This is a genomic window from Paenibacillus sp. FSL P4-0081 (genome assembly GCF_000758565.1).
Classification (GTDB): domain Bacteria; phylum Bacillota; class Bacilli; order Paenibacillales; family Paenibacillaceae; genus Paenibacillus_AQ; species Paenibacillus_AQ phytohabitans.
The window spans coordinates 4,934,731-4,949,245 of record NZ_CP009280.1; the positions used below are offsets into that span (position 1 = coordinate 4,934,731).

A 14,515-nucleotide genomic window follows, 5' to 3' on the forward strand; every position below is an offset into this window, starting at 1 on the left:
AACACAATTATTCTGCCAGCTCTTCGTTGTCCAGCACTGCCTCGGTATGATCACAAGATGTGCATTGCAGCTTAGTCCCCTGTTTGTTGCGCTTCTCTACCATCCAGGAGCCGCAGACAGGACATGGTTTAACCGACGGTCTATCCCAGGATACAAAGTCACAGCCCGGATACTGATCGCAGCCGTAGAAGACACGGCCTTTCTTGCTGCGGCGCTCCACAACCTTACCCTCATGACATTTCGGACAGCTTACTCCGATATCCTTGATGATCGGCTTCGTATTACGGCAGTCCGGGAATCCGGAGCAGGCCAGGAATTTACCGAAACGGCCCAGCTTGTAGACCATCGGCTTCCCGCATTTCTCGCATAGCTCGTCGGAAACTTCATCTTCAATCTCAATTTCCTTCATTTCTTCTTCGGCGTAGAGGAGACGTTTCTCAAAAGATTCATAGAACTGGGCCAGCACTTTCACCCAGTCCTCAGCACCTTCCTCCACATGGTCAAGATCCCCTTCCATATGGGCTGTGAATTCCACATCCAGAATTTCCGGGAAGAACTCTTCCATTTGCTCTATGATCAGCTCACCGAGTTCGGTCGGCATGAACTTCTTCTCTTCAATCGCTACATATCCGCGCTTCTGGATCGTCTCCAGTGTTGGCGCATACGTACTCGGACGGCCGATCCCCAGTTCTTCCAGCGTTTTGACCAGACGCGCTTCCGTATATCTTGGAGGCGGCTGAGTGAAATGCTGCTTCGGCTCGATATCATGCTTGGTTAAGTCATCGCCGGCCTTAAGCGGCGGCAGATACTTCTCCTCATCCGTTGTGCCGTCATCATTGCCTTCTACATATACCTTCATGAAGCCCGGGAAAGAAACCTTGGACCCGACGGCTCTGAAAATCGCAGTGCCTGCTGTAATATCCACAGACAGCGTATCAAGCAGGGCTGAAGACATTTGACTGGAAACAAAACGCTCCCAAACCAGTTTATACAGGCGGAACTGGTCACGGCTCAGGAATTCTTTGACCATGTCAGGCTCACGGAGCGCCGAGGTAGGACGGATCGCTTCATGCGCATCCTGGGCTCCCGCAGCTTTCTTGGAATACTGGCGCGGTGTCTCGGGAACGAACTTCTCACCATATTTGGAGAGGATCAGCTCCTTAGCTTCTTCCTGGGCCGTAGCAGACAGACGGGTGGAATCCGTACGCATATAGGTAATTAAACCGACAGTGCCTTCCTTGCCCAGCTCAACCCCCTCATAGAGCTGCTGAGCAACAGACATGGTCTTGGATGCGCGGAAGCCCAGCTTACGCGCAGCTTCCTGCTGCAGTGAGCTTGTTGTAAACGGAGCGGAAGGATGCCGTTGTCTTTCTTTCTCTTTTACCTCTTTAACCTGGAAGGCGGAATTCTTAATAGCATCCAATACTTCCTGTACATCGCTCTCCTGGCCCAGCTCTTTTTTGTCGCCATTGAGCTTGTGGAACTTGGCTTCGAACAGGGAATCGCGGATGCCCAGCTTCGCAGTAATACTCCAGTATTCTGTGGGAACAAAAGCAGAGATTTCGTTCTCGCGGTCCATAATAATCTTCACAGCTACCGATTGTACCCGTCCTGCGGACAGGCCTTTTTTGACTTTCTTCCATAATAGGGGGCTAATCTTGTATCCGACGAGCCGGTCCAGAATACGGCGGGCCTGCTGGGCATTCACAAGATCCATGTTAATTTTGCGCGGAGTCTTGAAAGCATCCTTCACTGCCTGCTTCGTAATCTCATTAAAGACAACCCGGCATTCCTGTGTGTTGTCCAAATCCAGCGCATGCGCCAAATGCCAGGCAATAGCTTCACCTTCGCGGTCCGGGTCAGCTGCGAGATAGACTTTTTTCACTTTTTTGCTGGCATCCTTGAGTTCCTTCAAGATAGAGCCTTTGCCGCGGATCGTTATATATTTGGGGTTGAAATCATTCTCCACTTCCACACCAATCTGACTTTTCGGCAAATCTCTGATATGTCCCATTGATGCCTTTACAATATATTTACTGCCCAGATATTTACCAATCGTTTTTGCTTTTGCCGGTGACTCTACAATAACCAACGCATCTGCCATAGGTTTTCCTCCCAAAAGTTTGTAAGCATATATCCTCCTGAACCTGCCCTCAGGCCCGGCGGAAATCAAGAGTCTATGCTTAACACGGTTACTTCTATATTAAATTACCTTATAAATTGCACCCGGCAATTGTGTTACCGCTTTTTTTATGATTAAAGATAACAGAACTGAATGCAAATGTCCAAAATCCCACCTCGTGGACGCCAGGAGCTCATCGAGTGTAAAGGGGCCTTGATGCAGTATATGGTAAAGGTGTAACTCCTCACTTGTCAATTTCTTTTCGATTAACCCGTCTCCGGCGGAAGGCCCGGAACCGCTTGCCGGAGTCCCTGAAGTACCCTTTCCAGGCAGATAAGCTATGTATTCTTCCACGATATCCGCGGAGCTTGTTACCACCTTCGCACCTTGTTTAATCAGCTCTAATGCGCCTCTGCTCTTGGGCGAGGTGAGCGGACCCGGGACAGCAAACACATCCCTTCCTGCTTCTAGCGCAGCGTCGGCGGTAATCAGGGAACCGCTTCGGCTATCTGCTTCGACCACCACCGTGCCGAGCGACAGTCCGGCGATAATCCGGTTGCGCTGCGGAAATAACCCGGGATGGCTCGGGGTGCCCAGCGGATATTCGCTAAGCACAAGCCCGACACGTGAAATCTGCTGCTCCAGCTCACGGTTCTCAGGCGGATAGACCTTATCCAGCCCCGTTGCGACCACCGCAATGGTACTTCCGGCTCCCGTCAATGCAGCTTCGTGACAGACACTGTCAATCCCTCTCGCCAGGCCGCTTATAACCGTGAGACCGGCCGCACTGAGCTGTTCAGCCAGCATTTCACCAATCTTGCGTCCATAGGCAGTAGGCACACGGGTACCAACCATAGCTACAGAAGGACGGGAAGCCAGCTCCAGACGGCCGCGATAATACAAAACCCAAGGCGGCTGAGGGGTTTCCTTTAACTGGTCAGGGTACCCTTCATCCAGCAAAGTCACCATCGAAACCCCGCTTGCTTCCATTAAAGAGCGGCGCTGCAGAATCCATTCTTCATTAAAGACAGCGTTAAGTCTGGCCGACATTTTGCCGCTGATTCCGGCCCGCTCCCAATCTGTAACGGAACAGGACAAAGCTTCATTCGTCAAAAGGCCCGTCTGGCGTATTCTGTCCATACTTTTCCATCCAATGCCTTCTACTTCATTTAAACCGAACAGCAGATCCCGCGTTTCCATATGCACTCTCTCCTATACGGAAGGGCCAGCCTTCCTTAATAATTACATAAACTGCCGAAAAAAGACAAAAAAAGCAACCCTTCACCCCGGTACTCCGGGACAAAAGGTTGCTTACCTTTAAAATGATTATACATGAATCAGCGGTAAAAGCAGTGATCTTTGTGTGATTCTGCAGGCTGAGCTCTAGTGGGTGGTGAAAGCATTCAGAATGCCGCGTTCCTCAAGCACACTGACGAGCGTAGAGCCCATCTCCGCAGGCGTTGGCGCGACCTTGATCCCGCAGGACTCCAGCACAGCGATCTTCTCGCTGGCCGTTCCTTTGCCGCCTGAAATAATCGCCCCGGCATGGCCCATCCGTTTGCCGGGAGGTGCAGTAACGCCCCCGATAAAGCCGACTACAGGCTTTGTCATATTCTCTTTAATCCACTGAGCCGCTTCTTCCTCTGCCGTCCCGCCGATCTCTCCGATCATGATGACTGCTTTGGTGCCCGGGTCATCATTAAACAGCTTCAGAATATCAATGAACTCCGATCCCTTGACCGGATCCCCGCCGATACCTACAGCCGAAGACTGGCCGATACCACGCTCCGTCAGCTGATGTACAGCTTCATAGGTTAATGTTCCGCTCCGCGAGACAACCCCTACATAACCAGGCATATGAATATAACCCGGCATAATCCCGATTTTACATTCTCCTGGCGTGATAACCCCCGGACAGTTGGGACCGATCAATACAGTAGAACGGCCCTCCATATATCTTGATACTTTAACCATATCCAGCACAGGAATTCCTTCTGTGATACAAATGACAAGTTCCATTTCAGCATCCACAGCTTCCATTATGGAATCAGCCGCGAAGGCAGGCGGTACATAGATCACACTGGCGGTTGCACCTGTAGCTGCTTTGGCGGCAACGACCGTATCAAATACCGGGAGACTGGCTTCCGTGCCATTGTCAAGCGTGATCTGAACAAAGGTTCCTCCCTTGCCCGGGGTTACCCCGCCTACCATCTGGGTGCCGTAATCCAGTGCCCCTTTAGTATGAAATAAGCCCGTAGCGCCCGTAATTCCCTGTGTGATGACTTTCGTATGTTTATCTACAAGAATGCTCATGCGTCAGGTCACATCCTCACTTTTATTGTCGAATATTACACCAGAGCAACAATTTTACGGGCACCGTCAGCCATGGAATCGGCAGCAACTATATTCAGTCCCGACCCGGCGAGAATTTCTTTGCCCAGTGCTACATTCGTGCCTTCAAGACGTACAACCAGCGGCTTCGTTAACCCGAGCTGTCTTGCTGCCTCAACTACACCGGTAGCAATGACATCACAGCGCATGATTCCGCCGAAAATATTAACGAAAATCCCGCTTACCTTATCATCCGAGAGGATGATCTTGAAAGCTTCGGTTACCTTCTCTGTGGTTGCGCCGCCCCCTACATCCAGGAAGTTGGCCGGTTCTCCGCCGTAATATTTAATAATATCCATGGTAGCCATCGCGAGCCCCGCACCATTCACCATACAGCCGATGTTGCCGTCAAGCGCAATATAGCTAAGATCGTATTTGGAAGCTTCAATCTCTTTGGCATCCTCTTCGTCCAGGTCACGGAGCTCCAGAATATCCTTATGCCGGAACAGCGCGTTGGAATCGAAATTCAGCTTGGCATCGAGCGCCATCACATTTCCGTCAGCCGTTACAACCAGCGGATTAATCTCCGCGATGGAGCAATCTTTATCCACAAAAGCCAGATATAGCGCTTGCATGAACTTGACAGCTTTATTTACCAGCTCTGAAGGTATGGCTATGCTGTAAGCCAGTTTACGCGCCTGGAAGGTCTGTAGTCCCACTGCCGGATCAATGATTTCCTTGAAAATCTTCTCCGGATGTGTGGCCGCCACCTCTTCGATCTCTGTACCGCCTTCCTCGGAAGCCATCATGACTACCCGGCCGGAACCACGGTCTACAACCAGTCCGATATAATACTCTTTAACAATCTGGCAGCCCTCTTCAATCAGCAGCCGCTTCACTACCTTGCCTTCGGGTCCCGTCTGGTGGGTGACCAGCGTCTTGCCGAGGATTTCAGCCGCATAGGCACGAACCTCATCACTGTTCTTCGCCACCTTGACGCCGCCGGCTTTACCGCGTCCGCCTGCATGAATCTGAGCTTTGACTACAACTACCGGTGTACTCAGCGCTGCGGCAGCTTCCACTGCTTCCTCCACTGTATAAGCTACTTTTCCGTTCGGTACGGCTACACCGTACTTCTTAAGTACTTCTTTTCCCTGATACTCGTGGATATTCATACCGGAAGCCTCCTAAAGTTTTGCGGTGGCCGTGTAGCAGGCAGCCTGCAGCCATTCCGCATTCCGTTTTGATTGTCCAAAGCCGGGTCCAGACCGGTGAAAACTGGCAATATCCCGGCACATGCAGAAAACCGCCGCCTGAATACTAAATCCGTAAACGGTACAGTTTTCTGCTAGTGGCATATAGAACATATTACAGAGTGATATCTATAATTACCTATATGCCAGAATGTGAAACCCAGAATATTGTAACATGTTTTATAAGCGCTTTCCTTAAAAACTTTCACTATTTATACATACATTTTCGCTCGGTTTCATGCCGGAATGCGAACGATTGCATTGACTTTGTGCTGATAGACTATTTCGAATTGCTAATATTGCTCTCATGAACACGGGCGAGCAGGTCTTTGAACTGGCCAAGCAGTCCAACAAACTCCTCGGGGGAGAGCATGGTGCCTTCGGCCATTTTACCGGGGATGCACATCGCATCCTGCTGTAGTGCCAATCCTTGTGCGGTTAATGAAATTAACACCTTCCGCTCGTCCTGCAAGGAACGTTCGCGCAGAATCAGGCCTGCAGCCTGCAGTCTCTTGAGCAGCGGAGTCAGCGTACCGGAGTCCAGGAACAGAGCTTCACCAAGCTCCTTAACCGTACATTGCCGTCTCTCCCAGAGGACAAGCATAACCAGGTACTGCGAATACGTTAATCCGATCTTGTCCAGGTGAGGCTGGTACAGCTTCGTAAATTCACGCGAACAGGCATAAATCGTAAAGCAGAGCTGATTCTCAAGCATTAGCTCCGGAGGGGTCATAGTTTCTTCTTGCATATCTTCTTCACCTGCCTTTGTGACATTAGTTTATCACAATTCATTCATAATATCATGTTAATAGCGGAAAATAGATTGACTTTTATTTTAATTGTGTTAAATTAAGTTGTGTACAATACATTATGAAAACGAACGGGAGCGATTTATAATGATGACTATTCAACAGAAAATGTATGAAACTACAGTAAAAGCGGTTGGCGGAAGACAAGGATTTATTGAATCTGAAAGTCCTAAGCTGAACCTTACCATCAGCACACCACGCGAAATGGGCGGTGCCGGCGGTGAAGGCACTAACCCTGAGCAGCTGTTCGCAGCAGGCTATTCCGCATGTTTCGACAGTGCACTGAATATGGTTGCCCGTATGGGTAAAATAAAGATTGAGGGCAGTGAAGTAACAGCAACCGTAAGCTTCGGTAAAGTTGAAGACGGCGGATTCGGCATTGCCGTGAAGATGGATGTTCTGGTCAAAGGCGTAGATCACGACACTGCAGTACAGCTGGTAGAAGCAGCTCACGGCGCATGCCCTTACTCCCGCGCTACCCGCGGCAATATAGAAGTTGAACTGAATGTGCTGTAAGACATACTGCTGCTCAGTATAATTACAAGACCGGGTATACATGTTCTATCCCCAGCCTGCCCTTTATATAGCCATACTTTCTTTAAAGTAAACGCCCTGTCCGGCGGCCCCGGGCAGGGTGTTTGCCGTTGATCGGCAAACTTTATGCTTTGGGTCCCGTGTTAATCTATCCATTTGTCTTCGAGTATTCTATCTAACCCGCACTACAATTAACTTTCAAAAGAGTTAATGATGTGCGTTTCCCGGCGGAAACTCAGCACGACTCTTGGGTGACTACCAGCTGATGGAGTGAAATTCCTTTATATATGCAGATACGGCAGATTTGTATGTCAAACAGACTCAGAATCCTTTAGATGACCAGTTCCCGATCATTTCAGGCTTGAATGAACAAGATAACGCTCACTTAGTATTCCTCCTCTGCCGTCACCTGGCGGTCCAGATTACGGTACTGGACAGCTTCGGCAAGATGCGCAGAACCAATCTCCTCTGCCCCTTCCAGATCGGCGATGGTGCGGGCCAGCTTAATGATCCGGTCATGCGCCCGCATGCTGAGGCCTAGACTCTCCAGAATATGGTTCAGCAGCATACTCTCTTCATGCCTTAGATCTGCGTAACGGCGTAACGCCGCTCCGGAAAGCTCACTGTTCCAGGAGATCGGCAGGTGCCGGTAACGCTTAGCTTGAATAGCCTGAGCCCGCAGAACGTCCTCACGCATCCGCGCTGTAGACAACGCCGGCACATTCCGGTCCCATTCTTTCGGGCGGGGGACATCAACCTGCATGTCCATCCGGTCCAGCAGCGGTCCTGAGATTTTGGCCCGGTACTGGGCGATTCGGGCCGGACTGCAGGTACACCGCTGCTGTGAGTTGCCGTTCCCGAGAAACCCGCACATGCAGGGGTTCATGGAGCAGGCGAGCAGAAACTGGGCGGGAAATGTGAACGACGCTCTGGCCCGGCTGATGGTCACTACCCCGTCCTCCAGCGGCTGGCGGAGCACCTCAAGCACCGTACGGGAGAATTCAGGCAGCTCGTCCAGAAACAGAATTCCGCGGTGTGCCAGACTGACTTCTCCCGGCTTCGGTATTCCCCCTCCGCCAATCAGTCCGGCAGCCGAAATCGTGTGATGCGGGGAACGAAAGGGGCGGAGGCGCATCAGGCCCCATTTGCTGTCCCTCAGCTTACCGGCGGCACTGAATATCTTCATCACCTCCAGCGATTCATCATCGCTCAGGTCAGGGAGAATGCCGGGAAGGCGTTTAATCAGCATCGTTTTGCCTGTCCCCGGAGGGCCGATCAAGATAATATTATGCATTCCGGCAGCGGCAATAGTGAGCGCGCGCTTCACGTGATTCTGTCCAATTACATCGCTGTAATCCTCCTTCATCAGATGATCCTCCCGGCTCGGCGCAAGAACCTTGTTCCCTACCGGCTGATATCTCAGATGGTCCAGCGTCAGCACCTGAACTGGCGGGCGGTTCCTCGGGGACGGCTCATTGCTAACCGATACCGGAAACGGCAGCTCTGTCTGCGGCATGGGTAGTTCCTGAACTTCCGAATCCGGCACTTCTGTAGGTAATCGCGGCTCCAGTCCTGGAGCTGGCTCTACCGCAAATGGAGAAGCCTGAACACCGGCAGCTGACGGTGACAACTCGCGCAAATGTCCGGCTGTATATACACGGATTCCCGTTATCAGCGCTGCTTCGGCCGCATTTCCCGGTGGTACGAGGACTGCCTGAAACCCTGCCCGGCGCGCTGCCTCTACCATAGATAACACCCCATTCACCGGACGCAGACTGCCGTCCAGCGCCAATTCTCCGATGAGCAGCATTTTCCCGGCATCCGGCATAATAAGCTGGCCGCTTGTTGTCAGAATCCCCAGGGCGATGGCCAGATCGAACGCCGATCCCTCCTTGCGCAGATCTGCAGGTGCCAGATTGATCGTAACGCGCTGCTGAGGATAGCTGTAGCCGCAGTTTTTAACCGCAGCCCGGACTCTCTCTACCGCTTCCCTCACAGCAGAATCCGGCAATCCGATGATTATCGTCTGCGGCAGCCCGTTCGCCAGATCAATTTCCACGCCGATCATTACGCCTTCAATACCGTACAAACATGCACTATGCATCTTTCCGTACACAAAAAAAACACCTCTCCTCCTGAAATACGCCCGGAACGGGCGTTTATTTCCAAGAAAAAGGGTGCTTCCTCTTTTTTCCGTTAGCTTTATTATGTTGAGTATACCTATTGCCCCTTCTATCATGCAAGGACTATTTCGCACAAGCCGCTGCACAAATCCCAATTCCCATCCGTCTTGCATAATTGTGCATCTATGACTAGAGAATCAATTTGTTCAGCCTTCCTCACTGGCCACAACGGCATCCCTGATCTGTTCAAAGGACAGCGGCGCATAATTCCAGTGCTCTACACAAATGTTAAAATGGCTGTTGCCTTCATATTTCTGTCCATGAATATGGCCATGCACATTTACGTAAGGCATATGCTTGTTCATATACATAGGTTCATGGGAGAGCATAAAAAACTCTTTATAAATGATCGGGTATTCACTGACCTCGTCAAATCCGGCTTCCAGCCACCAATTACGCCCGCGTCCGCGGTCATGATTACCGAGAATCAGGATTTTGTAGCCGTTCAGCGCAGAAACGATATTCCGGGTAGCCTCCTGATTCAAGAAGGAGAAATCCCCCAGATGAAATACCTTATCCCCTTTGCCCACCACAGCGTTCCAGCTGGCAATCATCGACTGGTCCATCTCCCCGGCACTGCCAAAGGGACGGGATTCGAAATCTATGATCAGCTTATGGCCAAAATGATGATCCGAGGTGAAAAAGACATTAGTCAAAACAGCTCCCCCATTTCAAGTACTTCAGGAATGGTTCATTTATTCCAGTTTCTCTTGGACGAACGCCGATTCACGTCAACCTGAATTAACTCGGCCAAAGGAGGGGTTTCCTCATGCTCGATCAGCCATTGACGCATTTCCTTAATGGCCTCTACCTGACCGTTCCCCTTATCCTTCCAGGTAAGCAGCTCGATGACATTGATGACAAGTGACAACAGGCTGCTGTTGCTGCTTTCCGTTTTTTCCGCACGCATTTTATGGAATAAAGCCTCATGCTCCCAGTCAATTAATATCTCTTCCGCTATTGCAGGCCGCATAACGGTAAATGTCTTATTACAATTGCTGCAGCAGACAACGGACAGAGGCTCTCCGCCCAATTCCGCTACGACTCTGTGCTCGCAATGCTGGCAAGTAAAACTTACCTGTATATCAATCGGTTGATTTCTCACTCGGACAGCCCTCCTCATGGTGACATTAAAAGTTACACTAATGTTTACCCATTTCTTTCAAGAAATGACCCATGGAGCCCATGATATGTCAAGGATAAATAAGCAGAATCGTTGAATACAGGCAAAAAAAGAGCTAAAAGGCCTCACGGATATGCCGTAGTGAAGCAATACTTAAATCTCTATTTAGCTGTACGGCGATTACATCAAAGGAAATCACCGGGTTATTCAGACCCCGCATATGTAAATACACCTGGGCTGTATTTCTCACCTGGCGGATTTTGCGTTCATCCACTGACTCCTCCGGGGTTCCCTGCACACCAGCCCCGCTCCGGCTGCGCACTTCAATGAAGACAATCCCATCTTCATATTCAGCAATAATATCAAGCTCTCCGCTGCGGCAGCGCCAGTTGCACTCCCTGATTATGTATCCCCGGGAGGACAGATACAGACTTGCCGCCTGCTCGGCAGCAGCCCCTTTTTGCCTGCGGGTATAATTCGTCCTGTCCGCCCCGTGACTCACTTCGGTCTCCGTTCCCCGGCAGAACGGTCACTCTGATATACATAACTCAGAATTTCCGCGACCAGCTGGTATAGCTGAGGCGGAATCTGCTGATCGAGATCCAGCTTAGAGAGGACCTCTACCAGCGCGGCATCCTCCTGTACAGCAACCCCGTTTTCTTTGGCTTTTTGCAGAATGATATCGGCTACCGCGCCTTGTCCTTTAGCCACAACAACCGGAGCTTCGCTTTGGCCGGGGATATATTTAAGGGCAACCGCCTTTTTGAGGTTCTGCGCAACCTTATGTTCAGACTCACTCATATGCGGTAATCGACTCCTTTGTAGGAATCTGGAACATAATCGGACTGTTTGGCGGGAGCTGCAGCCGTACTCAGCTCGGGTAACGGCTCCGTGCGCAGGCTGGACAGCTGATACCCTATAGATTCAACCGCTGTCTTAATGTCCGCACGGCGCCCTTCCAGCAGCTCCAGCACCCAGGGTTCATTATTATGCAGCTTAAGACTGACAATCCGGTCAACGACCTGCACGTCCACCATAGTCTGGCCGAGCTGCTTCATATCCAGATCGAACCACAAGCGGCAGTTCGCCGCATCCAGCTCGCCTTTGCGGCCGCGCCTGGACTGGATATGGACGGAAGCCGTCTCCTGGCCGTCCTGCCCCCGCAGCGGCAGGAACATCGTCACCTGCGCGAACGGCGCGGTGCGGTCTGAATTCAGCAGCAGCTGCTGGCCAGTCAGCTGCTGCACCAGCTGGCCCGCGGCTTCCTTGACCGCGGGCGGGACCTCGCTGCTGCCGAGAACCTGCAGCAGCACGCCCTTGAGCGTACCGGCGGCATCCTCCGCGCCGCCGGACGCCCCTTGCAGCGCCGCAGCTGGCAGCGCTGCCTCACGCCCCTGCGCGGCCGCGGCAACGCCGCCGCGCACGGCCTGCTGCTCGTGCTCCGCACCGAGCAGCTTCAGCACCCGCCCCACCCACGACTCCGTGTCGGGGGCGGGCGCCGTGCCCTGCTGCGGCTGCGCAGCCGCAGCAGAGGTGTCCCCGCGCGGCGCAGCGGGGACTTGCCCTTGCCCCGCCGGTGCTGGCGGGGCGGCATTGCCCTGCGGCGGCTGCGCGGCCGCAGGGCCTTCGCCCGCCGCGCCGGAGGCGGGCGGGGCTGTAGCGAGCTGCGGCAGCGTGCCGCGCAGCTCGGTGAGCACGCCCTGCAACTTCGCGAGCAGGGCAGTGCCCGATGATGTGCTCTGCGGCTGCGGAGCACTGCTTACCTGCGCAGCGGCTCCAGAGCCTTCCCGCACTCCTGCAGCTTCGTTCCGGCCAGCCACAGCCGCCCCCGCGCCTTCCCGCGGTCCTGCTGCTTCGTTCCGGCCAGCCGCAGCCGCCCCCGCACCTTCCCGCACTCCTGTGGCTTCGTTCCGCCCAGCCGCAGCAGCACCTGAGCCTGCCGGGTCAGTGCTGCCGTTTCCTTTGGCCGCTGCTGCTCCCGCAGGCTCTGCATCTCCTGCGGATACAGCCTTATTGGCGGACGCCGCCTCGGACAACGGCAGTTTCTGCGCCAGGCCTCCAGGCACTTCCCCCTCTGCTGCAGCATCTGCATTCAAAGCTGCAGCAGCCTGTCCAGCACTTCCTATTGCTTGAGTATTGCCAGCATTGACGTTACCATTATTACTCCCTGTGCTACTTACCATTCCTGATCCAGACTGGGTCTCTACAGAACCGGCTGCCGCCCCCGAAGGAGCACTATTACCTGTTGCGCCAGCTTTCGATGCCGGAAGGTCAGCATCTGTATTCGCTCCGGGCAGCACACCAGCCGTTACCGTATTTCCGGTTACAGGAGCTGTGGTGCCACCTGTGAGCACTCCTGCCGCAAATTTATTTCCTCCTGCCGACTCTGCACTCTTACCAGCATCACCCTGCTGGGCCCACACGTTCAGCTCCGATTCCAGCGTGGCCAGCAGCTGGTGCAGCTTCGGACCGAATACCGCCTGCTGCAGCCCCTTCACCGTCTCAGCCGTAACCGGCAATCCGCGCTTCACGGAGATGACGGCCGCTTCCAGCCATTCCGAGGCTGGCACACCAGGCGGCTTGGCATTCATGACCGCATCCAGCTTCGCCGCCGTCTCTTTGGTCAATGCCAACCCGCCGGACTGCATCGCCTGGACAATCTCCCGCCCTGCCTTCGAATTCGTAAGGTCAAGCGATTCAATAGCTTCGCCCATACTCTGCGGTGAGGCAAGGGCCGCTTCACCAAGAGAGACGGGCTTCAGCACCGGCAATCCGTTCTCACCAGGTGTACCCACTTGCAGGTTCAGGGTCTGTCCAGGTGTAAGCGGTGTTTCCAGTTCAGCACGGACAGGCGTCCCCTGAATCTGCACCATGGCTTCCTTGCCTGAATCAGACACGCTGAGTACAACGCCGCGAACAACCTGACCTTCCTTGAGCTCTACAGATTTAGGCTCTCCCGCCTTGCTGTCTCCGAGCAAGCCGCGAATGAGTGATCCGATATTCATGTTGTCCGCCTCCTGTCTCTTCTATATAATATCGGAATTATCTGTCGTTTTGATAACTGCGTATCCCCTTAGAACAATGTCTGCTGCTCGGCAAGAATATTACCGATGAAGCTGCGCCGGTGCATAGGCGTTACACCCAGCGTCTTGATCTGTTCCCGGTGCAGCTTGGTTGCATATCCTTTATGTAATTTAATCCCGTAATCCGGGTATAATTCCTCCCACAAGCCTTCACAGAGCCGGTCGCGTGTAACCTTAGCTACAATCGAGGCGGCAGCAATCGACTGGCTGCTGGCATCCCCCTTGATGATCGAACGCTGCGGCAAAGGCAAGTCCACTTTCTCTGCATCTATCAGCATATAATCAGGCTGCTGGATTAATCCTTCAACCGCCTTGCGCATAGCCAGACGCGAAGCCTGCTTAATATTTATTTCATCAATCACCGTCGATTCTACATGCCCTACACTTACCGCCAGTGCCTGATCCATAATAATCTCATACAAGGCATCACGCTTCTTGGCCGTCAGCTTCTTGGAATCATCCACACCCTCAATAATCAGCCCGGCCGGCAAAATTACCGCAGCAGCCACCACATCCCCGAACAAGCAGCCCCGGCCCACTTCATCGACACCGGCAATGTGCTGGTAAGACAATTCCCAGCCTTCTTTTTCATACAAAAGCATATCTATCGTGCTCACTTCTATCCACCTGCCAATCAACAATTTATCCGGTTCCTCTACTAGCCAGTTTAACATAAGCGGCCATTATGGTCATCCGTCATTATAATGATTTTTTGACTTGAAGCTCAGCTCTCCCTGCGTTGAATATTTCGATTTCCGGCCGCTTGGTAACACAGGATTACTTGATCTAATCCTCTATCCGCAGTTGAAACTGATTAACACAATTGCTCGCTGTCGCTCCTTCAAGTCCAAAACACTTCTTTTCGCTTTCGTTATTCTTTTGCGTTTCTATCTAGCCTTGCTTGCCATTAAAAAGCCGGGTTAGCCGCTGCATCGTAACAGTCTCCCAATTAACATTCCTGCAGCAAATACAACTTTTCCTTCATTAGTTCCGCTCCAATCCCATAAATGTTGTATAGATTGCAGCATTCCCCCTCCTCCAAGCGGCTTAACGGGATTATTATTGTATTTCATACAA

General features: G+C 52.5%; 13 protein-coding genes. 1 reads left to right on the plus strand and 12 read right to left on the minus strand.

The annotated features are described in order from the left end of the window. Positions 1–7: 7 nt before the first annotated feature. The 5 genes from topA to P40081_RS21040 all read right to left on the minus strand — a co-directional run bounded on the left by topA (position 8) and on the right by P40081_RS21040 (position 6,454). Positions 8–2,104 carry a type I DNA topoisomerase gene (gene topA / locus P40081_RS21020; RefSeq protein WP_039295145.1) on the minus strand — a complete coding sequence of 699 codons (2,097 nt, stop codon included), beginning with the start codon at positions 2,102–2,104 and terminating at the stop codon, positions 8–10. Between the two features lie 99 nt (positions 2,105–2,203). Next, positions 2,204–3,322, minus strand: a complete 1,119-nt coding sequence (gene dprA, locus P40081_RS21025; RefSeq protein ID WP_197074253.1) for a DNA-processing protein DprA — start codon at positions 3,320–3,322, stop codon at positions 2,204–2,206. 183 nt (positions 3,323–3,505) lie between these two features. Next, positions 3,506–4,435 carry a succinate--CoA ligase subunit alpha gene (sucD, locus tag P40081_RS21030; RefSeq protein WP_042138171.1) on the minus strand — a complete coding sequence of 310 codons (930 nt, stop codon included), beginning with the start codon at positions 4,433–4,435 and terminating at the stop codon, positions 3,506–3,508. A 35-nt stretch (positions 4,436–4,470) separates the two neighbouring features. After that, positions 4,471–5,628 carry an ADP-forming succinate--CoA ligase subunit beta gene (gene sucC, locus P40081_RS21035; protein WP_039295138.1) on the minus strand — a complete coding sequence of 386 codons (1,158 nt, stop codon included), beginning with the start codon at positions 5,626–5,628 and terminating at the stop codon, positions 4,471–4,473. Positions 5,629–5,986: 358 nt separating this feature from the next. Beyond that, on the minus strand, positions 5,987–6,454 hold the full coding sequence (locus P40081_RS21040) for a MarR family winged helix-turn-helix transcriptional regulator (protein WP_042138172.1): 468 nt from the start codon (positions 6,452–6,454) through the stop codon (positions 5,987–5,989). A gap of 148 nt (positions 6,455–6,602) precedes the next feature. Between P40081_RS21040 and P40081_RS21045 the strand changes: the two genes are divergently transcribed. Continuing rightward, positions 6,603–7,031, plus strand: a complete 429-nt coding sequence (locus tag P40081_RS21045; protein WP_042138174.1) for an organic hydroperoxide resistance protein — start codon at positions 6,603–6,605, stop codon at positions 7,029–7,031. 403 nt (positions 7,032–7,434) lie between these two features. Here the strand turns inward: P40081_RS21045 and P40081_RS21050 are convergent, their stop codons facing one another. From P40081_RS21050 to P40081_RS21080, 7 genes are all read right to left on the minus strand, one after another. Continuing rightward, on the minus strand, positions 7,435–9,165 hold the full coding sequence (locus P40081_RS21050; RefSeq protein ID WP_042138176.1) for a YifB family Mg chelatase-like AAA ATPase: 1,731 nt from the start codon (positions 9,163–9,165) through the stop codon (positions 7,435–7,437). Positions 9,166–9,378: 213 nt separating this feature from the next. Further along, entirely contained in the window at positions 9,379–9,888 is a 510-nt protein-coding gene (locus P40081_RS21055) for a metallophosphoesterase (RefSeq protein ID WP_042138178.1), read from the minus strand. Between the two features lie 35 nt (positions 9,889–9,923). Beyond that, positions 9,924–10,337, minus strand: coding sequence for a hypothetical protein (locus P40081_RS39070; protein ID WP_052421921.1), 414 nt, complete (start codon positions 10,335–10,337; stop codon positions 9,924–9,926). A gap of 133 nt (positions 10,338–10,470) precedes the next feature. Beyond that, positions 10,471–10,857 carry a YraN family protein gene (locus P40081_RS21065; protein ID WP_042138181.1) on the minus strand — a complete coding sequence of 129 codons (387 nt, stop codon included), beginning with the start codon at positions 10,855–10,857 and terminating at the stop codon, positions 10,471–10,473. Next, the gene (locus P40081_RS21070; protein WP_042138182.1) at positions 10,854–11,156 is read right to left on the minus strand and encodes an EscU/YscU/HrcU family type III secretion system export apparatus switch protein; all 303 of its coding nucleotides are present in this window, start codon (positions 11,154–11,156) and stop codon (positions 10,854–10,856) included. The genes P40081_RS21065 and P40081_RS21070 overlap by 4 nt, the downstream gene beginning before the upstream one ends. Next, positions 11,153–13,360, minus strand: a complete 2,208-nt coding sequence (locus tag P40081_RS21075; RefSeq protein WP_042138183.1) for a hypothetical protein — start codon at positions 13,358–13,360, stop codon at positions 11,153–11,155. The genes P40081_RS21070 and P40081_RS21075 overlap by 4 nt, the downstream gene beginning before the upstream one ends. A 68-nt stretch (positions 13,361–13,428) precedes the next feature. Continuing rightward, positions 13,429–14,040 carry a ribonuclease HII gene (locus tag P40081_RS21080; protein WP_231575431.1) on the minus strand — a complete coding sequence of 204 codons (612 nt, stop codon included), beginning with the start codon at positions 14,038–14,040 and terminating at the stop codon, positions 13,429–13,431. Positions 14,041–14,515: the final 475 nt, after the last annotated feature.